This window comes from Vibrio sp. SSH13-20 (assembly GCF_040104475.1).
Lineage (GTDB): Bacteria > Pseudomonadota > Gammaproteobacteria > Enterobacterales > Vibrionaceae > Vibrio > Vibrio harveyi.
Window position 1 is genome coordinate 1167049 of the sequence record NZ_JBECOU010000001.1, and the last position, 23221, is coordinate 1190269.

18 protein-coding genes and 1 tRNA gene are annotated in these 23221 nt (G+C 43.2%); 10 read left to right on the forward strand and 9 right to left on the reverse strand.

Going from position 1 to position 23221, the window contains the following annotated elements:
* Positions 1-86: 86 nt before the first annotated feature.
* Both rnb and ABMY42_RS05170 read left to right on the forward strand, forming a co-directional pair.
* A complete protein-coding gene (rnb, locus tag ABMY42_RS05165; RefSeq protein WP_005452178.1) occupies positions 87-2090 on the forward strand; it encodes an exoribonuclease II in 2004 nt (667 codons plus the stop codon).
* A 71-nt stretch (positions 2091-2161) separates the two neighbouring features.
* A complete protein-coding gene (locus ABMY42_RS05170; protein WP_050903573.1) occupies positions 2162-2956 on the forward strand; it encodes an AraC family transcriptional regulator in 795 nt (264 codons plus the stop codon).
* 38 nt (positions 2957-2994) lie between these two features.
* Here the strand turns inward: ABMY42_RS05170 and ABMY42_RS05175 are convergent, their stop codons facing one another.
* Positions 2995-3351, reverse strand: coding sequence for a DUF3024 domain-containing protein (locus tag ABMY42_RS05175; protein WP_005452180.1), 357 nt, complete (start codon positions 3349-3351; stop codon positions 2995-2997).
* A 299-nt stretch (positions 3352-3650) separates the two neighbouring features.
* On the opposite strand from ABMY42_RS05175, the gene ABMY42_RS05180 reads away from it, so the two are divergent.
* Positions 3651-4478, forward strand: a complete 828-nt coding sequence (locus tag ABMY42_RS05180; protein ID WP_274879478.1) for a phosphate ABC transporter substrate-binding protein — start codon at positions 3651-3653, stop codon at positions 4476-4478.
* Between the two features lie 64 nt (positions 4479-4542).
* On the opposite strand, the gene ABMY42_RS05185 is transcribed toward ABMY42_RS05180, so the two are convergent.
* Entirely contained in the window at positions 4543-5223 is a 681-nt protein-coding gene (locus ABMY42_RS05185) for a MaoC family dehydratase (RefSeq protein WP_005452183.1), read from the reverse strand.
* A gap of 329 nt (positions 5224-5552) precedes the next feature.
* Here ABMY42_RS05185 and ABMY42_RS05190 point away from each other — a divergent pair.
* The 3 genes from ABMY42_RS05190 (at position 5553) to ABMY42_RS05200 (ending at position 7775) form a co-directional block, all read left to right on the forward strand.
* Positions 5553-5643 (forward strand) — tRNA-Ser (locus ABMY42_RS05190).
* A gap of 89 nt (positions 5644-5732) precedes the next feature.
* On the forward strand, positions 5733-6989 hold the full coding sequence (locus ABMY42_RS05195; protein ID WP_274877146.1) for a tyrosine-type recombinase/integrase: 1257 nt from the start codon (positions 5733-5735) through the stop codon (positions 6987-6989).
* A gap of 381 nt (positions 6990-7370) precedes the next feature.
* Positions 7371-7775, forward strand: coding sequence for a hypothetical protein (locus ABMY42_RS05200; protein WP_239214074.1), 405 nt, complete (start codon positions 7371-7373; stop codon positions 7773-7775).
* 581 nt (positions 7776-8356) lie between these two features.
* Here ABMY42_RS05200 and ABMY42_RS05205 read toward each other — a convergent pair.
* From ABMY42_RS05205 to ABMY42_RS05225, 5 genes are all read right to left on the reverse strand, one after another.
* On the reverse strand, positions 8357-9541 hold the full coding sequence (locus tag ABMY42_RS05205) for a HAMP domain-containing sensor histidine kinase (protein WP_349266086.1): 1185 nt from the start codon (positions 9539-9541) through the stop codon (positions 8357-8359).
* Entirely contained in the window at positions 9538-10233 is a 696-nt protein-coding gene (locus tag ABMY42_RS05210; protein WP_349266087.1) for a response regulator transcription factor, read from the reverse strand. Before ABMY42_RS05210 ends, ABMY42_RS05205 begins: the two co-directional genes overlap by 4 nt.
* 419 nt (positions 10234-10652) lie before the next feature.
* Positions 10653-11261 carry a peroxiredoxin gene (locus ABMY42_RS05215; RefSeq protein ID WP_005452210.1) on the reverse strand — a complete coding sequence of 203 codons (609 nt, stop codon included), beginning with the start codon at positions 11259-11261 and terminating at the stop codon, positions 10653-10655.
* A 1-nt stretch (position 11262) separates the two neighbouring features.
* The gene (tpx, locus tag ABMY42_RS05220) at positions 11263-11760 is read right to left on the reverse strand and encodes a thiol peroxidase (RefSeq protein WP_005452211.1); all 498 of its coding nucleotides are present in this window, start codon (positions 11758-11760) and stop codon (positions 11263-11265) included.
* A gap of 111 nt (positions 11761-11871) precedes the next feature.
* A complete protein-coding gene (locus ABMY42_RS05225) occupies positions 11872-12783 on the reverse strand; it encodes a DMT family transporter (RefSeq protein ID WP_349266088.1) in 912 nt (303 codons plus the stop codon).
* A gap of 366 nt (positions 12784-13149) precedes the next feature.
* Here ABMY42_RS05225 and modF point away from each other — a divergent pair, with 366 nt between their 5' ends.
* Positions 13150-14598, forward strand: coding sequence for a molybdate ABC transporter ATP-binding protein ModF (gene modF, locus ABMY42_RS05230; protein WP_349266089.1), 1449 nt, complete (start codon positions 13150-13152; stop codon positions 14596-14598).
* 5 nt (positions 14599-14603) lie between these two features.
* On the opposite strand, the gene ABMY42_RS05235 is transcribed toward modF, so the two are convergent.
* Complete coding sequence (locus ABMY42_RS05235; RefSeq protein WP_349266090.1) at positions 14604-16073, reverse strand: EAL domain-containing protein; 1470 nt, start codon at positions 16071-16073, stop codon at positions 14604-14606.
* Between the two features lie 449 nt (positions 16074-16522).
* Here ABMY42_RS05235 and ABMY42_RS05240 point away from each other — a divergent pair, with 449 nt between their 5' ends.
* The 3 genes from ABMY42_RS05240 (at position 16523) to ABMY42_RS05250 (ending at position 21544) form a co-directional block, all read left to right on the forward strand.
* A complete protein-coding gene (locus tag ABMY42_RS05240) occupies positions 16523-17257 on the forward strand; it encodes an IclR family transcriptional regulator (protein ID WP_349266091.1) in 735 nt (244 codons plus the stop codon).
* 6 nt (positions 17258-17263) lie between these two features.
* The gene (locus ABMY42_RS05245) at positions 17264-18103 is read left to right on the forward strand and encodes an arginase (protein ID WP_009696019.1); all 840 of its coding nucleotides are present in this window, start codon (positions 17264-17266) and stop codon (positions 18101-18103) included.
* A 324-nt stretch (positions 18104-18427) separates the two neighbouring features.
* Entirely contained in the window at positions 18428-21544 is a 3117-nt protein-coding gene (locus tag ABMY42_RS05250) for a polymer-forming cytoskeletal protein (RefSeq protein ID WP_349266092.1), read from the forward strand.
* Positions 21545-21650: 106 nt separating this feature from the next.
* Here ABMY42_RS05250 and ABMY42_RS05255 read toward each other — a convergent pair whose 3' ends face one another.
* On the reverse strand, positions 21651-22943 hold the full coding sequence (locus tag ABMY42_RS05255) for a DEAD/DEAH box helicase (RefSeq protein ID WP_009696017.1): 1293 nt from the start codon (positions 22941-22943) through the stop codon (positions 21651-21653).
* Between the last annotated feature and the right edge of the window lie 278 nt (positions 22944-23221).

The following is a 23221-nucleotide window of genomic DNA, read 5'->3' on the forward strand; positions in this document are numbered from 1 at the left end:
TTCACAGCGAATTTCTGTGCTTTAGGTAGTAATAATAGTGCGCAATGATTATAGTGTGCCCAATTCCAACGGTAAGTTAAGAAAAGATGTTTCAAGATAACCCGCTATTAGCTCAGCTTAAGCAGCAAATCCAAGAAAACCTGCCTAAAAAAGAAGGCTCAATCAAAGCAACCGATAAAGGCTTTGGCTTCCTGGAAGTGGACAGCAAAACCAGCTTCTTCATCCCACCTGCGTACATGAAAAAGTGCATGCACGGCGACAAAGTCGTTGCCATCATCCGCACTGAAAACGAACGTGAAGTCGCAGAACCACAAGAACTGCTAGAACAAGCCGTAACTCGCTTTATTGGCCGAGTAAAAATGTTCAAAGGCAAGCTAAACGTAGCTCCTGATCACCCACAGCTTAAAAAGCTTTCTCTTAAAGCAAAACTAAAGAAAGGTCTAAAACCTGACGAATTTGCTGAAGGTGACTGGGTTGTCGCGCATCTTATTCGTCACCCACTTAAAGGTGATAACACTTTCTTTGTAGAAATTTCGGAGAAGATTACCGATTCAAACGACAAGATCGCGCCTTGGTGGGTAACGCTTGCTCAGAATGATCTACCAAACTCTGAGCCAGCAGGCATCGAGAACTGGGAACTGAAAGACGACGCCGATCTAGAACGCGTAGACATGACACACGTTCCTTTCGTAACTATCGATGGTGAATCAACCAAAGATATGGACGATGCACTTTACGCGAAGAAAACAGAATCTGGTGATTTCGAACTGACTATCGCAATCGCAGACCCAACAGCGTACATCACACCTGAAGATGATATGGATAAAGTGGCGCGTGAACGTGGCTACACTATCTACTTACCAGGTCGTAACATCCCAATGCTACCTCGTGATCTAGCGGACAACTTATGTTCTCTAATTGAAGGGGAAATCCGCCCTGCTATCTGCTGCACAGTGACAGTAAATAAAGAAGGCGTGATTGGTGATGACATCAACTTCTTTGCAGCGAACATTAAATCACACGCTCGCCTAGCTTACGATCACGTATCAGACTGGTTAGAAAACGGCAGTTCAGACGTATGGCAACCGTCGGAAGAGATCGCGACGATTGTACGCGACCTATTCGACTTCTCTCGCGCTCGTGCTGAATGGCGTGAAAAGAATGCCGTGGTATTCCCAGATCGCCCTGACTACCGCTTCGAGCTAAGCGAAGACAACGACGTTGTTGCAATCCATGCTGACATGCGTCGCAGCGCAAACCGCCTAGTTGAAGAATCTATGATCACGGCAAACATCTGTGCGGGTCGTACGCTACGTGAAAAGTTCGAAACGGGTGTATTCAATACGCATGCTGGCTTCAAAGCTGAGAAGATTGAAGAAGTAGTTGAACTGGTAAACCCAGAAGGCGCACTAGAGTTCACTGCTGAATCTATCGCGACACTAGAAGGCTTCGCAGCGCTTCGCCGTTGGTTGGGTGAGCAAGAGACTTCTTACCTAGATAACCGTATCCGTAAGTTCCAAACGTACAGCGAAGTGGGCAATCAACCTCTTCCTCACTACGCAATGGGTCTTGATATCTACGCAACTTGGACTTCACCAATTCGTAAATACGGTGACATGATCAACCACCGCATGCTGAAAGCTGTGATTTTGAACAAAGAACCGGTTCAAAAGCCAGACGATGAAGTGGGCGAAGAGCTAGCTCTACACCGTAAACACCACAAAATTGCCGAGCGAAACGTGTCTGATTGGCTATACGCACGCACTCTTGCAGACGAGCCGAACAAGCAAACGTGTTTCACAGGTGAGATTTTCGATATTAATCGTGCCGGAGCACGTGTTCGACTTCTCGAAAATGGTGCAGCAGCCTTTATTCCTGGTAGCTTGATTCTTGATAATAAAGAAAGAATTGAGTGTAACGGCGACAACGGTACCATTTCTATCGATAAAGAAGTGGTATACAAGTTAGGTGATACATTGGAAATCGTTCTAGCAGACGTGAACCAAGAGAACCGCAGCATCGTTGCAAAGCCGACCCAGGTATTCGCTGATAAACCAGCGCCACAAACAGAAGAAACTGTGAGTGAATAATACCGATTGAAGTTTAAAGGCGCTCAATGGAGCGCCTTTTTTATATGTCATGCAAAAAGATAAGAACGAATATGCCGAACATTGAGATCATTCGCTTTAATCACTTCACTGCCCGCAAAAGTGAACGCTACACCGCCACTCACAATGGCTTATATGTTGTTGAAGAAGGCTCACTCATCATTAACCAACCAAGTGGTGAGCAAATTGAATTAAATGCAGGAGACTTCACTCTATATAATTCTGCAGACCTACGCAGTGCTGAAGCTAAGCCCGGAGTGTTTAAAGCACTCGCGCTTGTGTTTGATATTGGCTTGTTTAGCGAGTTTAAATCTGCGCATCCAGGCGTACAGTCAGAGACAGAAGAGCGTCGCTTCTACCCTTTCTCTTCAGAAAGCCAATCATCAATTGTAAAGCTTAAAGACACGTTAATTCAGTTAGCAGACAATAAAGCGCCGCAATACGCCCAGGGTCATATTGCGCTTTCCTTGTTATCACTGATGGTTGAAGTACAGCCGGACATCTTATCGATCATTGATGACGCAAGCAGTCTCACTGCCTCTCAGAAGGCAATTAAGTACATTGAAAAGAACATCGAGAAAGACATCACGTTGGAAGCGCTAGCAACACACATGAGCATGTCTATCGCGACATTGAAACGCAGACTAGCAGCAGAAAACCTTTCGTTCTCGCACATTTTGAAGGTGAAACGCATCAACCACGCAGCAACACAACTGCGAGTGTCACAAAAGTCGATTACTCAAATTGCATTTGAATCCGGCTTTAAGAGCGCCGCACACTTTAGTACTGCGTTTAAATCGATTTATAGCATTACACCAAAAGAATTTCGTAGCCAAATCGCAAAGTAACGCTTGATACGTTACGCATTAGCAGATAGAGAAACCTGTTAATCCCAGAAACACGCTTGAGGATCGCTTTCTAATTCGGCGAGAAGCACCTCAAGCGTCTCACTACTTGGTAGCTTTTCATAAGGCACCCACATCAACTCCTCTCCACGATATGTAGGCACATAGAAACACCAAAGTTGAGTGTTGGCATCAAATAAAATTTTAGCGATGGGAGACGTGTATTCACTGTGTTGAGAATCAAGTAAGAAGTGTGCGTGATAAAGCTCTACACCGTTCTCTATGGGCTCGTATAAACACTTCCCTATCGCTTCTACTGGCAAATTGACATTACGCCTAGCGCAGAGCGTTTGAACCAACTTGTGCAAGCGACTGGTCGCCATTTGAGACACGGACATGAGCGTACTCCTGATATGTTGTTCTTAGTATATACCCAAGTGCCTGAGAGAGGTAGAAATCACCATCGGGGCATGCGCCCGCTCAAACCTAGAATAACACCCCATCTGATGCCGAAAAGCTAACTGTGTCACCTCTTTCGTTTCAAATCAGTAAAATCCACTCATCCTACATTACTGATAGTTATCAACTTAAAGTGAGTGCAATCGATCTTTCGCTATGGATATCAACGACCATTCACAAAAGTGTAACCTGAACGAAATATGATGAGCGCTGCTTTATACCGTATTTGGAGTTAAATATGTTACGTCTTTCTATGGCGACCTTACTAGCCATGGCTTTGTCTCTTCCTTCTGCTATAGCAAAAGAAGTCAACATTTCAGGTTCTACCTCTGTGGCACGCGTAATGGATGTACTGGCTGAAGAATATAATAAAACGCACCCTGACGATTACATTGCAGTACAGGGCATTGGGTCAAGCGCTGGTATCACTATGGTGAACAAGGGCGTAGTTGAAATTGGAATGAGCTCACGTTATCTAACAGAAAGCGAGAAAGGCGAAGATCTCAACGTATTCCCTATCGCTTATGACGGTCTTGCTGTTGTCGTTAACCGCACTAACTCTGTAACTAACCTTTCGGAACAACAACTGTTTGATATCTACAAAGGTAAAATCGACAACTGGAAACAGGTGGGTGGATCAGACCAACCTATCGCCGTTGTAACGCGTGAAGCCTCTTCTGGCTCTCGTTACAGCTTTGAAAGCTTGCTAGGTCTCACTAAGATCATCAACGACCGTTTGGTATCAGACATCAATCCGAACAACTTGGTGGTAAACAGTAACAGTATGGTAAAAACCATTGTGAACCATAACCCACACGCTATTGGTTTTATCTCGGTAGGCTCGGTTGATCGCTCTGTAAAAGCCATTCAGTTTGAAGGTACAGCCCCTACTGCGACTAACATCGCCAACCACAAGTACAAACTCGCTCGTCCATTCTTAGTTTTGTACAAAGTGGATGGTTTAGATAAAGCAGGTAAAGACTTCGTGAAGTTTTTGAAATCGGAGCAAGGTCAAAAAGCGATTGCAGATTACGGCTACACCCCTGTAAAAACCTTTAATCAATAAAACGCAGACACAAAAAAAGAGAGCCAATTTCGGCTCTCTTTTTCGTTTGAATCTTTGAATTCAATTAGAAGTGCAATTGAATCACTGAAACAACCACAGCACCAGGTCGACGTACGCCTTCAATTTCTACTTTGATTTCACGCTCAATCTCAAGACCTTTCTTAATTGGCGTAATTTTAGTTAACGTACTTGATGCACGTACGTTGTTGCCCGCTTTTACTGGGTAAGGGAAACGTACTTGGTTCAAACCTAGGTTCACCACTAGTTTTGCTGTTGGGAACATTGGTTTTTCTGGATCCACAGAATCTGTCAACTTAGGCAACAGCGCTAGCGTTAGGAAGCCATGTGCAATCGTTGTTTTGAATGGAGATTCAGAAGCCGCACGCTCTGGATCTGTATGAATCCATTGCATATCTTCGGTTACAGAACCAAATTGATTAATGCGCTCTTGAGATACGTGAACCCAATCACCTACATGGATCACTTCACCCACCTTCTCGCTTAGCTCATTAAATAGAACTTGCGCTTCAGGCTTTAGCACGATTGGCTCAGGTTGAGGGATCACCTCTTCGTTCACCGCTGGTTGCTGGTGATCGCGAACTTTAGAAAATAGGAAGCTGCTTTGTGCTCGACCTAAGAAGTCACTCCAGTAATCGCGTAGCGTTGGAGACATCCAATTCATAAACTCTGATTGGTGAGCAGAAATCGCACCAACTTTGTCTTTAAATAGATTCGTGACTTTCATAAAAACCCTTAGATAAATTCAGCACAACTGGCTATACCAGTTAATTTTGAATTAGTTCACAATATGTTGCAAACACTTTCGGGCGAACACATGTTTACTCAAAGTCATTTTATTCTTACTTTTCATTAAGATAGCAATAAAACACTATTTTATTAAGTAACCACAACATAAAGTAAATACTCTACAAAATACTGTAACAAGCGCCCTTTTGAGCATTCCATCAGACTTCATCCGTCTATAGGTGTGACCACAAAACAAGCAAACAGTTCTTTTTCATTAAAACAATGCTTTACAACGTTTATGCCTCCCCCTATTATACGTCCCGCAACGGAGAGATGGCTGAGTGGTTGAAAGCACCGGTCTTGAAAACCGGCATACGTTAATAGCGTATCTAGGGTTCAAATCCCTATCTCTCCGCCACTTATTCTTAGAAAAAAGCCTTTGATTATCAAAGGCTTTTTTCGTATCCGAAGCATAGAAAAGTCACCTAACACAGATAGGTGATACATATGTATTTGATAAAACTGGCTTCTGGCGTGTACTACACACGCATCGCCACCCCACTTTCACTGCGCAGCAGTGGTTATCCTAAAGAGTTTAAATTCTCCCTACTGACTCGTGAGAGGAAAGTTGCTTACCTAAGAAACATAGAGCAAGTTCAATTGCTTATGGCATTATTTGAGAAAGCCAAACTCACAGCTATGTGTGTCAGTGACTTCAAATCCGAGCTTGCAGACGTTATTAACCAAGTGCGTGAGAGTTACTGTCATCAGCCAGAAACCACGACTAGCGCCCCAAAGTTAATTACAGTATCACGTAAGCAGGCATGCAAACCTCGCCCTCGATTTGGGCAAGAGGCACTTTCTGAGTTTATCGAATCCAAACAACTGGAGAACGTCACACAATTGACCATTAAGCAGCTCCAGCAGCGCTGTAGTGACTTTCTCCAGTACCTTTCAGCACAAGGAGTTAATCAACCTACTAATAGTCTTGCTATGGCCTACCGTGATGAATTGATACAACGTCAACTTAGCCATAAAACATTGAAAGACTACCTTGCGGCTAATCGTCAGTTCTTTAACTGGTGCGTTGCCAAGGAATTGGTTAAAACGAATCCGTTTGCTGTGGTTAAGTTGCCTAAGAAAACGGCGAAGACCTCGACCCAACGCAGGCGTTGGAAAGCCATAGAGCTAAAGCGGTTGTTCTCCAGTGCATGTTATAAAAATCAGGGCGAGCAATTTGACTGGATTACCAAGATACAGATGGATCATGGCTGTCGCCCTTCTGAAGCATGTCAGCTTCGAGTCTCTGATATTAAACGAGGAGCTTTACCTTGTATCTATTTTTCCGATAGCGGTGAAAGCCAACATCTAAAGAATGCGTTCTCCAATCGACTCGTCCCACTGCATAAGAAAATACTCGACTTAGGCTTTCTCGACTATGTCGAACAACGCAAAAGACTCGGTGCCGTTCAACTTTTCGATGTTACGCCTCGCGGGGATGATATGGATTGGTCAAAAGACTATCGTGATGCGTTTGGGAGTGTCTTGGATGCGTGTCGCTTCAAAGCAGGACAGCGCCCTACGGCCTACTCTTTTCGGCATACGGTGATAGATGAATTACAAAAGTCAGGTGTCGCTGAACATCTCGTTGCTCAGGTCGTTGGACATAAGCATAACACCATGACCTATGGGCACTATGCCAAGCGTCTAGAGCCTCAGGAGCTAATTGATACTGTGAACAGCTTTGACATCAACCTTAGCTAATCGAAACACAAAAAAGCGTCGCACTAAAAAGTGTGACGCAATAGCAACCCGCTGCGGTAGTGTCACACTTTTACTTCGTAAAAGATGAACACTACCTGCGGGCAAGAGAGGTGTCTCTTGACTCTCTGCCATGGGCAACCTTCGGTTGGCATGAATAGAACAGTTGTAAACACCACGTTGCCTCCCTCCAAGCTAATTCTTTTTAGGGTACAGCACCTGGTTATGTTGTTTCTGTTATGTCGTTCTCACCAAGCCTGTCAGAGTTCAGTACTCTAACTAAAAGTTATAAGCCTTATAACCTTGCTAGCTTATTCACCAATTATGATAAAATTAAATATTTGCAATTACTCTGTAATTGTATGTTTATTTGATGGATAAAGAATGAGATACGATACTGTTAAATTAGGTTTTATAGTTGCTGCGATGATGAATATCGGGGGGGTACTGATTTTCTCTCGTGGATTTAACAACCCAGTGATTAGTGAGTTTGATCCTATGGTTATGTCAAACTTCGGCTTATTAATGATTGTTATCTGGGGATTAGCTTATCTTGGCGCTGCCTCAATCACATCTGGTGTTAAATGGTTAGCGGGCGCATTCACTATCGAGAAACTTGTATATGTGTTTGTTTGGTTACAGTGGATTCAGGGTAATAGCCTTGGTGCAGTATATGAACAAGACCTATTTGCAGGCATCTTCTACAGCATTTATGGATTAAATGACTTCGTGTTTATGTTGTTCTTCGCTTGGGTTTTTCTGACCAAACGTAAGCACTCAGAGCAATAGAATAGAGATATTAATGTCTTTAGATTGTCTTTCCTTAGACCAAAAGCTGAGATAGGAGAATCCCTACCTCAGTTCTGTCCAAATGTGCCAGTTACTCAGTCCGAAGGGTAAAGTTAGTAAGTTAGTTCAGTAAATTATTAACTTACTAACATAACAATCTAATAAATCTTGACGTTAAACCATGAAATCGGCTTTAATTTGTACTAGACAGACCAACAAATTGATTTTCTAGAATTCTAGGTAACACCTTGTAAAATAAGCAAATTTGATTTTTAGGCGTAGCGTTCAAATCCCTATCTCTCCGCCATATTTAGAAAGCTCGTTGAGAAATCAACGAGCTTTCGTCGTTTTAGCATTTGGGAAATTACGGGATTTCTATATCCCTAGTCGTGTGCGCCCCCAGCACTCCGCCACATTCCAGTAAAAAGCCTGCTAAGAGATTAGCGGGCTTTTTCGTATTTCAGTGATTTAAAGGGATTAAACTAAATCCCTCCTTGAATGCAAACCCAAACTAGGCGTCCCCGAACTCCGGCATATTCGCCGTGTGACTGCTAGGGAAGAGATTCGAGACTCCCTGCGATTCAGCGATTCATGATCAATATGACTTGCCCACCTACGGCGGTGTTAGAGAGTAGAACTCGCCCATTCAGGTAATTCGCTAGCTCGTAAATAAGTAACATACCAATACCAAAGCCATCTTTGGGTGAAACGTCGTTAACCTTGCCACTATTGAAAGCCTCAATCGTGGCTGGTTCAAAACCATCGCCATCATCACTGATCTTTACAACGTCAACGTTTGGATAAGCCATAAATACAACTTCGATTTCAGAATGACTGTAACGACTCGCGTTCGAGAGAATGTTGAGTAACAATACTTTAAGTACCCTCTTGTCGGTAAATACAAGTTGCTGTGTGTTCACACGTTTGATTTGTCGCTCACATCCCTGAGCCTCTAACGCAAGATCTAAAATAGCTTGAAAACTGATGAACTCTCGTTGTAAAGGGACTTCTTTGTTCAAGATTTTAAGTAGATGTAAGCTCGATTCACACAGAGTATTTAGGCTGTTTACCTGAGCCCCTAAACGATTCACCAAGAAGGTATTGTCCACACCTCCCTCTTCCATCATGTCGCTCGTAAGCTGAATAGCAGAAAGTGGAGTTCGTATATCATGAGGCAGAGCGGCAAAGATCATTTTTTGCCTTGTCATCAACGAGTCGATAGCTTGTGCCATCTGATGTTGATTATTGATAAGTGTTTTGATCGCCTCCGGACCAACGACATCGGTTCTTGCCTTAAAATCACCTTTGGCATAACGACTCGATAGATACTGGAGAGACTGAATGCCATTCGTCCACGTTCTCAGTGAAACAACCAGTACCAGTAAAGTGCATAGAATCTGAATTAAGTCTTCAGCCAACTCAACCCACATCAGCTTTTTGATGATGGGATCATTCTGATAAGCGGTACTATTAAAGGTCGCTCGAATATGGCGATCTTGATATTTTCTCGTCAGCGAGTATTCATCTTCATCTACGCGTTGTAGCTCACCAGTCGCGACATCACATTGAAACAACCAAATCGCATCTTTCTGTTCTTCCAAGGGAGGGCGAGACTCAAAACCATTCAGAACCAACTCCACACGATGAAAGTTAAACGCCTCTTCTAATGCATTTTTGTAATCTTGAATAAACAGTTTAGATAGACTGGCACTGATTGCATACCCCAACAGCAGTGATGCAAAGATTTGTAGGATAAAAGTTTTCATCTTACAACAACCGGATAGTTCAAATAGAAACCTTTCGTGCGGCGGTTTTTAACCAAGTCTATATCAGGAAGAAACGACGCTAGCTTTTTGCGGATAGAAGAAATTCGCATGTAGACCGAACGATCTTCACAGTGATAAGAAAAGCCATGAATTTGTTCAAATAATTCATGTACTGGAATCGCTCGGCTCTCTTTAGACAGAATTTCTAACAGCTCAAACTCTGAGGGCGTTAAAGGAATCTTTACCTGCTCGTAGAGCAAACATGTCGCCTTTCTTTCAAGTATAAAAGGACGTTCATCGATACTTGGCACCTCGTGAGAATAGTGCCTCGCTAGTGTGATTTGTCTTTTGATTCGCTCTCGCAAAGCATTAGTGCGTATGGGTTTGGTAATGTAATCATTCGCCCCTAGTGCTAAAGCATTGGTTTCTGTGATTTCATTGTCATTGGCAGTCATCATAATCACTGGGTAGTGATGCCCCTGCTCTCTCAACGACTTGAGTACGCAAAGCCCCGACGTATGAGGGAGTTGAATATCGAGTAACACTAACTCAGGATTTAATTCCACAATGTGTTCTACGGCATTCTCACCAGACGTAAGGCAACTGACCTCATAGCCCTCTACAGTAGAAAGAAAGTAACACAGCATGTCTCTCAACTGCTGATCATCTTCTACGATAATGACGTTTGGCATGGAATGGTTCTCCAAATTTATCGTTCGGTTAAAACTCAAAAGTCATGACTTAAAGTATATATACCTACGTGACTTCAAGATGAGGATTCAGAGTATTGGCTTGGATACTTTGTTGCCGATTCTTGATTTAGGCTCACTAAACCTTTGAACCACTGCCGCGTCTACAAACCAAGTCATTCTCGCTGAACCTAGCATCTCAAGGTGGCTTGGGTATAAGCCATATTTGTTACTTGTATTGACTAACAGCAGTTGCCGCGCAGTGTATAGAGGTGAGGTTTCACTTTCTTTAAGCGAATGTAAGCACACGACGAAAAAGCGCTCGATATTGAGAGAAGATACTGAATTAACAGAAAAATTAATTTGAGAGTTTTAAAGAAACTTGGCATTCCTTTGCCAAGTAACCAACAGAAGAGTAAAAACTAGATGTGTTGTTTCGCGATGTTGATCGCTGCTTCTAGATCTGGAATGGTTGTTAGTTCAGGAACGCGTTGTACGAATAATATTTTATTGTCTTTATCCGTGACTACAATGCTTCGGGTTAGCAAACCTAGCTCTTTAATTTGAGAGCCCGTTTTTAAACCAAACTCATGCTCAGCCGCGTCTGAAAGGTAAGTAGCATTCTTAAGAGAATGGGCTTTGATAAAGCGTTGCTGAGCAAAAGGCGTATCTGCACTCACTGCATAAAACTCAATACCCTGAAGCTCACTTTGGTGCGCAGAGATGTATTTTGACAACTCTATTGCTTGTTGAACGCAAACTGGTGTATCGACAGAAGCAAGCACGCTATAAATCTTAACTTTGTCAGATTTAGCACTGGTATCGTATGAATTCAGCTCTGACGTCAGTAAAGTAGCGGAAGGCATATATTGCCCAACTTTTACTGACTCACCAATCAGGTTGAATGTGTTCTCTTTCTCAAGTGTGACAATCTCGCCTGCCCCCAACTTTGCGTGGTCAGTGCTTGTCATAAATTGAGCCAACGCGGAACCAGAAGCTAAAGCGGTAAGTAATAATGTAGCCAATTTCATCCTAGTACCCCAAAGCCTTCATCACTGCGTCGTAGTTTGGTTCCTCAGTGATTTCTTTAACCAACTCGCTATAAAGTACGACTCCCGACTCATCAATGACGACAACCGCACGAGATGCCAAGCCTTTAAGGGCACCTTCGCTAATGTTCACGCCGTAACTCTGAGTGAACGAAGGGGAGCGGAAGAAAGAAGCAGTTTGCGCAATATCGATGCCTTCTGCACCACAAAAACGCCCTGTTGCAAAAGGTAAATCCGCTGAGATGTTAAGAATCTCAATTTCCTTTTTCGCTAACTTCTGGTTAAAAGTACGAACACTAGTCGCACATACTGGTGTATCAATACTCGGGAAAATATTGAGTACAACTTTTTTACCGCTTAAGCTTTCTAACGGAAAATCGTTAAGTTCTGCTGAGCATAAAGTAAAGCTAGGCGCTTTCTGACCGACTTGCGGGAAAGAGCCTGTGATACAAACTGGATTTCCTTGAAAAGTTACCGACATGATTTCCTCTTTACGTATTTAATAATTTTAATTATGTGAGCGATATTTTTATCGCGGAGAAATAATACTCTCGTTCAAAACAAATCAAACTAAGCAAATGTAAGTGATAGACTAACTATTAGATTGAATCTGTGGGTTTAGGGCACGCCCCTTTAATTCCAACTTGGTTAATAGAACACCAATGAGCAATGGAATTAACATGAATAAAGAATGGTCCGATATTACTTTACCGGTCATATGAGCGTTAATAGAAAGGGCTACTAAAGGAAATATTAGAAAACACAGTGAAGCGATGAAAGGAGAAGATACTTTACCTAGTTTAAAGTAAGCCACAATACCACCGACACTTGCAAACACGCCAAGGTAGCCAACAGCCAACATAGATTGGGTAGAAAACACCAAGGTATTTGGCTTTTCAAACAGGAATGAGCTGATTAAAAGCAGCAGCGCAGCAATAAAACTTGGTGTGGCGTTGTAGGTAATGACTTGGATATCAGCACAATACTTTTGCACCACCACATACATCACTGCATGAATCAGTACCGCAGTGATCAGCGCAACGGAACCAAGAATGATTGTCTCTCCTCCGATAGCAAGTTCATTCGACAAAATCACACACAAACTCACAACTGCTGCAAATACACCAAATATCTGATGCGCTGCTAAGCGAAGCCCAAGAAATATCATTGATGTCATCATGACCGCAATAGGCATGTTGGCAAAGATAATAGAAGCTAATCCAGAGGAGATAAACATCTCGCCCGCAATCATTAAGGTAAATGGGATAGCAAAATAAAAAATAGAGACCACAATAACCCAGTGTTCTTTACCTCTTGGAAATAACAATGGTTGGTTTAATAGTCTTGCCAAGAAAATTAGAATGGGGCAAGCAATAAGAAAGCGCATTCCCGTCGCAAATAAAGGAGGAATCGTCGATACGGCTACTTCCATAGCAAACCAGGTCGTACCCCAAATTATGCAAACCGAAAAAAACAATAATATTGTTAATTTGTTTTTGAACATCTTGAAACTCGTTATATAAACTTGAAAAGAAATTTTCGTCACTAAATATCGCCGCCTATCTAGGAGAACTTCGGTAACGTTTATCAGAACTGTCAGGTTTGAGGAGCACATTAGCGTCCACGTTGGCTTCCAGGTTCCGAATGAGGGTCACCATAGTGATAACATTTTTAACATTCAATCCGGGGTGTGTAAGTGCGGGTAAGGAATTGTCAACCTCAATACTCAACAAGACTAATAATACGCATCTACTTTTGAGGTCACATTTCCCCCAATAAACGGGCTTTTCTCGTAGCAAAACATTGGCATTAGAAAGAGTAAGCTTGGTATAACAAACAAAACGACAATAAATCATGGAAGAAAGACACAATGCCGATTCAATTTCATCAGCTTACTGCAAAGGAAAACACTTCTACTCTCTCTATCGACGATTGGCAGATTGACGCCGGACAATCTTGGGGAATTTTTAGCTCTGAAGGCGATATTGGCTCAATGCTTGGCGACCTACTGTGCGGAGAAATCAAGCCAGAAACAGGCGAATTGAAGCTCGAAGGTTACCATATCGCACAGGTATCTCTTTCTGAACAGCAAAGGTTGTTGGAGTTAGAGATCGAAAAAGACGATACAGACTTTCTTGATCGTATTGACCAAGGTAGTTCAGTTTATCGATTGATTTTTGAGATCAGCCAAGATGACAACTTAACTCGAGCACTCATTGAAGACCTCGACCTATCTCATTTAACTGAAAGCGGATTTCGAGTGCTTTCAACGGGTGAAACACGACGCGTAATGCTTGCTAGAGCGCTTGCAGCAAAGCCTGACTTGGTGTTGTTAGATAACCCATTCACTGGTTTAGACGTCGTGCACCGTGCTTCACTAGCGGCTTATCTTCAAACATTGTCTCAATCAGTACAAATGCTGATTACCTTCTCCCGTGAATCTGACATGCCTGACTGGATAGAACGCATTGCGCTGTTCAACGGAGGCAAACTTGACAGCACCATGGACAAACAAAGTTGGGATCTGCACCCTATCATCGCGCAAATAAAATCCCAGTCCGAGAAGCAAAGCGAAGAGATGATGACGTTGATTCGCCAACACCAGCATTCAACGCACTTCGATAACCCAATCTTCGAGCTAAAAAACGGTAAGGTGGAATACACCGAAAAGACCATTTTTACTGATTTAAACTGGCGTATAGATAAAGGTCAGCATTGGCAAGTAAAGGGACCAAATGGCTGCGGTAAAAGCACGTTGTTAGGGCTGATATTTGGCGACCATCCGCAATGCTATAGCAACGATATCCATATCTTTGGTAAGAAGCGTGGCACCGGAGAAACTATTTGGGAAATCAAACAACACATTGGCATGGTTTCTTCGGCGTTACATCTTCAGTACCGAGTCAACTGCAGTGCCTTGGAGGTGATTCTGTCCGGCTTCTATGACTCAATAGGTCTTTATTCACAACCAAGTAAAAAAGAAATCAGCATAGCCAAAGAATGGCTAACGATTCTCCACATGACGCAGTATGAGAAAACGTCGTTTAAACAATTGGAATACGGACAACAACGCTTACTTTTGATTGCTAGGGCGATTGTAAAACAGCCTACCCTGCTGATTTTGGACGAACCCTACCAAGGTCTGGACTACTTAGGACGAGTGCTAGTAAAGAACACCTTAGAGCTGATCGCCAAAGAGCACCTAAGCCAGCTTCTCTACGTTTCCCATTATCAAGAAGATGGCTTAGACAGCATTCAGAATTATCTCGAGTTTAAGTTTGATCAAAGGGCTCAATGTTACAAAGGGCACATCGAATAAGACGCCTACTTCGCATTGCTGACCACTTCTGCGTAAGGGAGTGGTTTGGCATACAAGTACCCTTGATGAAGGGTTACGCCCAGCGATCTTAAGTGGGCAGCTTGTTCCTCTGTTTCTACCCCTTCAGCAATAAGATCTACGTTCAGATCACCCGCAAGCCTTACGATAGCGTTGAGCACTGTCGAGTTCACGCTATCGATGCCAATAGTATCAATAAAACACTTATCTATTTTTAAATAGTCTACCTTCATATGCTGAAGGACTGCTAAGGCTGTCTGACCAGTACCAAAATCATCTATCAGGACTGGTATACCATGCACTCGCAGCGCAGCAATGTGTTTTCTCGCACTGTCATCAATCAACTGCCTTTCAGTGATTTCTATACTCAATTCGACATTGTTTGTTTTGAGCTTGCGATGAATATTCTCGATCTTTCTTATTACCTGAGAACCAACGAGGTATCCAGGAGGCACATTCACTCCCAAATGAATTGGCGTTTCAAACTTAACTTTAGAGAAATCGTTCGACACTTTTTCGAGAACGTAATCGGTCAGCGATTCGACTAACCCATTGCTTTCTGCCGCAGGAATGAACTCATCGGGTGATATAAAGCCTCTTAATTTGTGAGGCCAACGAATCAACGCTTCATAACCAAATGCATGCCCTGTTGTCGCGTCATATTGTGGTTGGTAATAAAGCAAAAGATCTTGGCGTTTTAATGCCTTTCTTAGTTCGGAAACCAGACTACGTTGTGGGTCAACAAAACGATGAATAACGACAATGAGTAAGTAGAACACCAACAAAATAGGTACCGCAGAGATTGCGTAGGAAAGCAGTTTTTGATCGACATAGATATCACTCGCCTCTATCAGTGCGTCGTAATTAAACTCGTTTGAATGGGCTAATGACACCGCATTCTGTCCGTGCTTTGAAGCGTTTTTAGGTGCCGACGCTCCGCCAACAAACATCGCAGACCGCTTAAGACGTACATCGTTACGATAACCAACAGTGACGCCAAAATAATCGCGATCAACGACAGTAATCGCTTTATATTCCGGACGCTTTTCACTTTTGGTGATCAGAAAAAGAACCTGTTCTTGGTAACCTTTAAGATGACCGAAAGACAATTGCCCGTTGCTATAAATATGCGTGTAATCGGTCAAAGGTCGAGACATCGCACCTTGTTTTGACGAGCATACTATTTGATCCCCCTTCACAATGAGCATTTCATCAATGTCACGTTCGAACATCAGGTTCTGTTGCAGGGCTTCACAACGCTCAGGGTTAATCAGTGCCGTCCTATTTTCGGTCTTGATCTGAGAGAGGATCTCGTCCGCCACTTGGACATTTTTATCCAATATATGATCGAGGTTTCTCTGAATGCTTTGGTTTGCTAAATAAAACACCTCCGCAACAATCAATGGCAGCGGGAGCATGTAGATAACGGCTTTTTTCAAAAGCTCTTTATTTATCATCAAAAAGATGCCTTTTTTCAATCAGAATTAGTAATATCAAACGATTACTCTTAATTTATCAGCAAGTTAGAAACAACGTTTCATTCACCCCACTGAAAGCACTTCCACTGATTGAGTATGGTTAACAAGACTCAAAGTGGCAAATATAACAATAACTTATTGATATGTGGCTCATTTGCGAGACAGAGGTTATCAGGTTTCTTTACTCAGGTACGATGCGTGAAGAGGAATTCACATAAAATTTGCGTTTGGTTGGTCACTCAAAATCTGGTTGGCTTTCACTATCTCTAAAGAACAGTAACCATCAAACGAGGGCTGCCAATTTACCTCTAAAATATTAATATGCCATTTTCTCACCGTATGAGAATATCCACTTCTAATTATTTTCCTTTTCTCAGCAACTAAGAATTATAGTTGTTGCATACTCATTATCACGTTACAACACACTCATGACGACAAACAAAGCCAACGCTAACCAAGTCAACGAAAAGGCGCTGCAATTGCTAATGCAAGTCGCAGTTAGTCCATTCCCAGTCTCTGCGAAAACACTCAGTGAACAACTGAATGTGCCTTTAAGCAGTCTTTATAGACACTTAAAGCTCCTCAAAGAGTGGAACTTGATAGAGGAAAGCGTGCACGACAAAACATTTGTGGTTGGTCCTGCCGCCTTGCTGTTAATGCACAGCTATGAGACCGCTCAACACGGTTTGGACATGGTAGAAACTATCCTTGCTCGTTTGGTTCAGCAAACCGGCGAAATGGCAGCTTATATGGTGCCATCTGGTTATCGTGCGCTTTGTGTCAGACAAAAAGAGAGTATGCAGGCGCTTCGATGCAGCTACGTCCAGGGTCAAAGTCAACCATTGCTTCGTGGCGCCTCATCTAAGGTGATGCTGGCTTTCATGCCTCAAAGTCGTTGTGAAAAGATCTTACGCCACTTTGGTCAAGATCATCGTCTCAACGAGTGGGAACAGGAACTCAGCGCCATTCGTAAGAACGGATACGCTGTCAGTACATCAGAAATCGATCCTGGTGTATCTGGCATCAGTGCACCAGTCATGAAAGGAAGTAAATTGATTGGCGCCGTCTCGGTCATGGCTCCGGCTCACCGAGTCGAAAAGGATAAGCAGCGTATCATTTTGCATGTGTTGCAGGCAGCGAGGGCGTTGCCGCCAGAAAGGTAATTCATCATGTTGAGCTTTTTCAAACGTTACAAATTTCATCGAGCTGACAAGCCAATTCATCACTACCCTTTTTCATTTATGACGGTATGTGAGCATTTAGCCCCGATGAGCCGCGGAACGTTTGAATTAGCTGATCAAAGCTTAGAAAATGCCAGCGATTGGCTATATCAGCAACATGATCAAGGCTCAGCAGCCAACCTTGGGCACTTTTCCCATCATCAAATCGAGACTGGTGATTTTCAAGAAGCACTGAGCTTATCTCTTTCTCGTCATTCCGTTCCCGTTGTGTTGTCCAATTGCACAGAAGCAGTGCTATCTATGCTGCCCGTTGTCGTTTGTGATGATGACGAAGTGGGCATTATTCACATTGGTCATAAAATGAATTTAAATCCAACACTTGAGCCTCGTGTTGGGTCTGCGTTCCATTTTGCGTTATCCCGTTACCAAAACGTGCGATTGTTCTTTGCAGGCTCTAGTGAGCAAGATACCAAACAAGAAGTATGGGAATACGCAGAAGACCAAGGCTGTGACTGGGTAACCGACCGAGAGTTCTGCTTTCGTCACCGCAACCATCTAAAACAACAAATGGGTAACTACTTAGATCACTGCAATCAAGTGATTGTCTCGATTGATTTGGCATCACTACTGACCAAAAACAGCCTTGATGGAACACCAGCTCTCGATATTCAAATGGTGTTACGCACCATTCGTTTGTGCTTGGTATCTGGCAAAGTAAAAGCCATTCAGTTAGTCGGCGATCGAGATAGACTTGTATACTCAAAACAAACCAAAGCGATCCTTGAAGAGCTGTACCAAATGGCACCTTTAATTGATCACGCAGCCTAATATCTTTGCCTACTGAAGCTGAGAGCCAATGACCATTCGTTGGCTCTGCTGCACTTCGTACAAAAATCACCCTTTCTTATTATTTTTTAACAATTTATTACGTCAAAAGTGCGACACAGTTCAGCTCCACATCTTGAACTAAGATCACATTCAAGTTTTAATACTCATCATATGAACTTGGAACAACATACGAAATAAAAAATAACCACAGTTCAATAAGTAAGCGTTAAACAAAAAATAATACAAGTCGCTGAATCATTCTCTGTGAGTCCATTGCTCACTCTCGCTTGGTGCCATTAAGTTCCACTAAATCTAGGACACTTGATGATGCACTTTATTAGCATTTTAAGTACAGCATTACTCTTACCCGCGATGGCTGAGGCAAAAGTTTATGATCTTGCCGATATTCCAACGTTGAACGAAATTTGTGCGGGTGATGGATTCACAGTGCAAGGAAACCTCTACACCTGCTCTAGTTCCATTAGCATCCCTGAAGGTGCTCACATCACCAACTCAAATCCTACCCCTCAAACTGCAACGATCGTTGCTCACGGCAATGTTGAGCTCAAAGGGAAAAACAATATTGGCTCTGAAGCAACGCCCATTAATATCAAGACCGAAGGTGGGGACTTTGAGATCATCGTCGAAAACACCGGAGAACCAAGCAAGATAGTCGGTAATTTAACCTCGCATGGTCTGCTTTCTATCAAAGACACGATTGTTTTTGGTCATGTCAAAAGTGCAGGTGGCAGTATTTTAATCAAAGGACGATCCAACTTTGTGTTTGGCGACATTCATGCTCTTCGAAAAGTAGAACTTGAACAAACTCAGGTAGATGGTGACGTCTATGCCGATTCTTCGAGCTCGAACATGTTAGACACATCTCTATTGGCGAAAGACAGCGTGGTCAATGGCAACCTGAAGAGTGTCGGCAATATCAAGCTAGTTCAAGCAAAAGTCTGCGGAGATTTAAACTCAGAAGGTCAACACATCTTTTCAGAAGGCGGTCGGAGCCAAATTGTTGGCAATACGAGTGCATTTGCAACAGTCGACTTTAAGAATATCGATATCTTTGGTACCAACAACCTAACCAATAGCGTTAAAGGTAACAAAGTCACCATCGATGCCATAAGTAACGTTTACGCGCCTAAATTAGCTATAAACTCATTTCAAAAAGCCACGCTGCAAGATACCTCAATATGTGGCTTTGTTTACTCTGCAGTTGCGATTGATACGGTTCCTGCAAACTACTGCGGCTTTGACGATGCAGATTGTACATACAGCAACCAAGTATCAAAGTTGTGTCCGATACCAGAAGAGATACCAATCTGCGATATTACACCACCAACTGATGACGATTATGACCTTATCGTCTCACCGACAGATGATATGGCATTAATGTGCGGTGACGATTTACCGGTTTTTACCGTAAAAACAACAAACAAAGGGGAAGCTGCGAGTGCAAAAGTTGTCGCTGCGTTATCTGATCCAAAATTGTTTTCGCTGCAAATGGTCGAAGGCAAAACCGAAGTTGACGAAAACACCTTTATTTCAAACGATGAAGGAACACTGATCATTAAGGTCATCCCGAAAGACATAGACTCAATCGCACTGGATGCAAGCTATAGCCTAACCTTCTCTCTGCTCGACGACACTAACAAAACTCAAGACGTAAAGTTCATGTTTACGCCTTTCATGTTTGAAGCTTACTCGGTCATGTCTGGGGAGTCTCTGGATGATATCAAAGTCATTGCGGGTAAGGAGAAAGATGTACACATGAGATTGCTCGCGTGTACCTCTGGAGATCAACCCGTTATCGCTTCCAATTACAATGGGTCACCCACAGTTAATCCAACAATTACACAACCTAAAAGTGGCAAGTTCGGTGATTTTAAGCTTTTAAACGACTTTAAGAATGGTGAGTCAGAAGAGTCGAAGTTGAAAACCTATGAATCAGGGCAATTTAGAGTCGAATTATCGGATAGTTTTCAATGCGCTGATTATAAAGACTGTCCAAGTAGTGGCTCAGTCCCAGTCACAGGGCATTTCAACGTTAGTTCTCGCCCTTGGACTTTGGCTATCTGTGACGGCTCCACCCCACTTGCCTCAGGCACATCAGAAAGTGGAGAGGGTTTCATCGCGGCGGGAGACTACTTTTCTCTTTCAGTAAAACCCATCGTTTGGCAAAACAAGGCGCTGCATACGGATGAAGTAAATACCTCGAATTACTGTAACGCCAGAGTAACGAGTAACTTTATGATGGAGGATGCTCCTGCGGCCAGCATCGTCCTTACCAGTTCACAACAAACACCAAAGGCAACTGCCGAGCAGACTCATACCTTACTGCGCAGTTCAAATACCCTAAAACTGAGCCATACCGAGAATGAAAACTCACGCTATTACTTCTCTCAGCTAGTTTGGGACGAAGTCGGCAGCTTAAAAATTAAAGCGCAGCTCGATACTACCTATCTGGGAATGACAGTGAACACAGGCTACCGAAATATCGGTCGCTTCTATGCCAAATACTTCGAGGCAAAAGATGCAGAATGGCAATACCCTGAGAAGCAAGACTTCATCTATATGAACCAGCCATTTGAGCAAGTTACCTATGATGTTGTGGCCCTTAACGCCAAGGAGAAAAACATCGAAAACTACGTGCATTTTAATCCCGCTTTGCGCGAGAGTTTTTACCTTGGGGAACTCAGTGACTATGCGAACCGATTTATTCCACCAGCAGCAAACAGCGCGATATGGAACCTAGAGGCAGGAGCAAGCGTTGGAACTTTCACTATTGTTAAACCAGCAAACCATGCGACTTGCGAGAACAGTCCTTGCTGGAAGAAAGATGAAACCGATGGACGCTATCCAGACGGACCATTCAACAAAGTAAAAGACAATACAACAACCAAGACAAAAATAGGTTTGGCTTTCATCAAGCCAGTCGACGAAATTCACTTCATTGACGGCACTCATATTCTGAAAGAGCAGCCAGATATTCGCTTTGGTAGACTCAACTTTAAAGATGTCGGGGGCAACCAAGGCATGACCATAAAAGTCCCACTGGATGTCGAAGTTTGGCACAACGGACGCTTTGTTACCCACTTTGACGACAGCGCGACCACGGCAAATGGACAGCATCATTCACGCACGCCAATTTGGTCCAACTCTGCTCCTGACAACACTAAGTTATCTGGTGAAGGCACCATGCTGGCTGGCAGAACCTACGATATCGTAGCCAGCCAAGTCGATTCCGCACGAGAGCAAGTTCGATTCCACTTAGACTTAAGCGACAAGGGAAACAACTTACCTTGGCTTAAATACAATTGGGATAAGAAGAGCAAAGCCGAAGACAACCCACCCACTGTGGTCACCTTCGGGATTCATAGAGGGAATGACCGCATTATCTACCGCGGAGAACCGAACTTCATTGGTATGAATTAAACCGTTTGTATTTCCCCAGATCACCGAGGTGATGGTTAGGTATCGTAAGTATAAACACAAACAAAAAACGCCCCTCGTCATGAGGGGCGTTTTTTATATTCTGAAGTTAGTTAGAAGAGCGACGTGCTTTCAAACGTTTTACCATTGCTAGGCGACGTTCAGCTGAACCTTGGTCTGTTGCCGATTGGTTCGGGTTGTTACGACGACCTTGGCGGTTCTTGAAAGCTGGTTTTGAGTTTAGCTTCTCAATGTACGTTTCACGTTGTTTTGGTTCGTAACCTGCAAGTTCGATACGGCGAATACGCTGTTGAATAAGGTTTTCAACCTGTACTACCGTTAGCTCTTCTTCGCGGTTAACAAACGAAACGGCGTGACCTTGCTTACCAGCACGACCTGTACGACCGATGCGATGAACGTAATCTTCCGCTAGGAATGGCATATCGTAGTTCACAACGTGTGGTAGATCTTCAATATCCAAACCACGCGCTGCAACATCCGTTGCGACCATTACGCGAGCTTTGCCCGTTTTGAATTCTTCTAGCGCACGACGACGAGCACTTTGCGCACGGTCACCATGACAAACAACCGCTTTAATGCCATCAAGCTTAAGCTCTTTTACTACATCGTTCGCTGTTTCTTTGTAGTTCACGAACACCAATACTTGCTTCCAGTTTTTACGACCAATTAACTCAGAAAGCAGTTCTGTTTTACGTTCTTGATCCACTGGGTAAAGGACGTGCGCAACCGTCTGTGCAGTCGTGTTCGCACGCTCTACTTCGATACGTTTTGGCTTGCGCAGAATGTCTCTCGCCAATAGGTTTAGCTGACTAGACGTCGTTGCTGAGAACATCATGATTTGTGGGTCAGTATCCACATCCAGCATGATCTTACGTACCGCATGGATAAAGCCCATGTCCAAGATACGGTCTGCCTCATCAAACACAAGAAACTCGATGTTCGCTACTGACACATTACCTTGTTCGATGTGCTCTTCAAGACGACCTGGCGTCGCCACCAAAATGTCGACACCGCGCTCTAGTGCAGAAATTTGAGAAGACATCTTGCGACCACCAAAGATCGCAGCAACCGATAGCTCAGTATACTTAGTGTACGCTTTGATGTTATCTGCGATTTGCTCTGCTAGCTCGCGAGTTGGAGCCATGATAAGCGCACGTGCCGTTTTACGAGATGCACTACGACCAGATTCCAACAACTGTTGAATCATAGGTAGCGAGAACGCAGCCGTTTTGCCCGTACCCGTCTGTGCAGTGGCAAAAATATCATGACCTTTACGAGCCATTGGAATCGCCTTCTGTTGAATTGGCGTTAACTTCTCATAACCGCATTCTGCCAGTGCTTTTACCACTTCTGGCGCAAAACCTTGAGATGAAAATGACATTGAGCGTATTCCTTAAACAAATCACTAAATAGCTTTAAAAATTTTAGCGGTGCACTATACCCGAATTCGAGTGATTTATCTCACTTTTCTCATGCGTTCACGTAAAAACTCATGGAATCACGCGAGTTTCGATTCGGTACTCTTTATTTTAGGTTCATCGCGGATAAGCGGGAACTGAAAACAAAAACGGTAGTAAGTGATAGAGTTTTATCGCCAAACAAAACCTACACAAACTACCGTTTTCATGTCGAATCATACTTTCCTATCTTCATTCTGGG

Excerpts from the sequence above, each read along its gene's own strand:
- ABMY42_RS05195 (WP_274877146.1), top strand. The coding sequence starts at position 5,733 with ATGTATTTGATAAAACTGGCTTCTGGCGTGTACTACACACGCATCGCC.
- modF (WP_349266089.1), top strand. The coding sequence starts at position 13,150 with ATGCCGATTCAATTTCATCAGCTTACTGCAAAGGAAAACACTTCTACT.
- ABMY42_RS05225 (WP_349266088.1), bottom strand. The coding sequence starts at position 12,783 with ATGTTCAAAAACAAATTAACAATATTATTGTTTTTTTCGGTTTGCATA.
- ABMY42_RS05235 (WP_349266090.1), bottom strand. The coding sequence starts at position 16,073 with ATGATAAATAAAGAGCTTTTGAAAAAAGCCGTTATCTACATGCTCCCG.
- ABMY42_RS05215 (WP_005452210.1), bottom strand. The coding sequence starts at position 11,261 with ATGAAATTGGCTACATTATTACTTACCGCTTTAGCTTCTGGTTCCGCG.
- tpx (WP_005452211.1), bottom strand. The coding sequence starts at position 11,760 with ATGTCGGTAACTTTTCAAGGAAATCCAGTTTGTATCACAGGCTCTTTC.
- ABMY42_RS05245 (WP_009696019.1), top strand. The coding sequence starts at position 17,264 with ATGTTGAGCTTTTTCAAACGTTACAAATTTCATCGAGCTGACAAGCCA.
- ABMY42_RS05170 (WP_050903573.1), top strand. The coding sequence starts at position 2,162 with ATGCCGAACATTGAGATCATTCGCTTTAATCACTTCACTGCCCGCAAA.
- ABMY42_RS05255 (WP_009696017.1), bottom strand. The coding sequence starts at position 22,943 with ATGTCATTTTCATCTCAAGGTTTTGCGCCAGAAGTGGTAAAAGCACTG.
- ABMY42_RS05200 (WP_239214074.1), top strand. The coding sequence starts at position 7,371 with ATGAGATACGATACTGTTAAATTAGGTTTTATAGTTGCTGCGATGATG.
- ABMY42_RS05240 (WP_349266091.1), top strand. The coding sequence starts at position 16,523 with ATGACGACAAACAAAGCCAACGCTAACCAAGTCAACGAAAAGGCGCTG.
- ABMY42_RS05185 (WP_005452183.1), bottom strand. The coding sequence starts at position 5,223 with ATGAAAGTCACGAATCTATTTAAAGACAAAGTTGGTGCGATTTCTGCT.
- ABMY42_RS05250 (WP_349266092.1), top strand. The coding sequence starts at position 18,428 with ATGATGCACTTTATTAGCATTTTAAGTACAGCATTACTCTTACCCGCG.
- rnb (WP_005452178.1), top strand. The coding sequence starts at position 87 with ATGTTTCAAGATAACCCGCTATTAGCTCAGCTTAAGCAGCAAATCCAA.
- ABMY42_RS05175 (WP_005452180.1), bottom strand. The coding sequence starts at position 3,351 with ATGTCCGTGTCTCAAATGGCGACCAGTCGCTTGCACAAGTTGGTTCAA.
- ABMY42_RS05210 (WP_349266087.1), bottom strand. The coding sequence starts at position 10,233 with ATGCCAAACGTCATTATCGTAGAAGATGATCAGCAGTTGAGAGACATG.
- ABMY42_RS05205 (WP_349266086.1), bottom strand. The coding sequence starts at position 9,541 with ATGAAAACTTTTATCCTACAAATCTTTGCATCACTGCTGTTGGGGTAT.
- ABMY42_RS05180 (WP_274879478.1), top strand. The coding sequence starts at position 3,651 with ATGTTACGTCTTTCTATGGCGACCTTACTAGCCATGGCTTTGTCTCTT.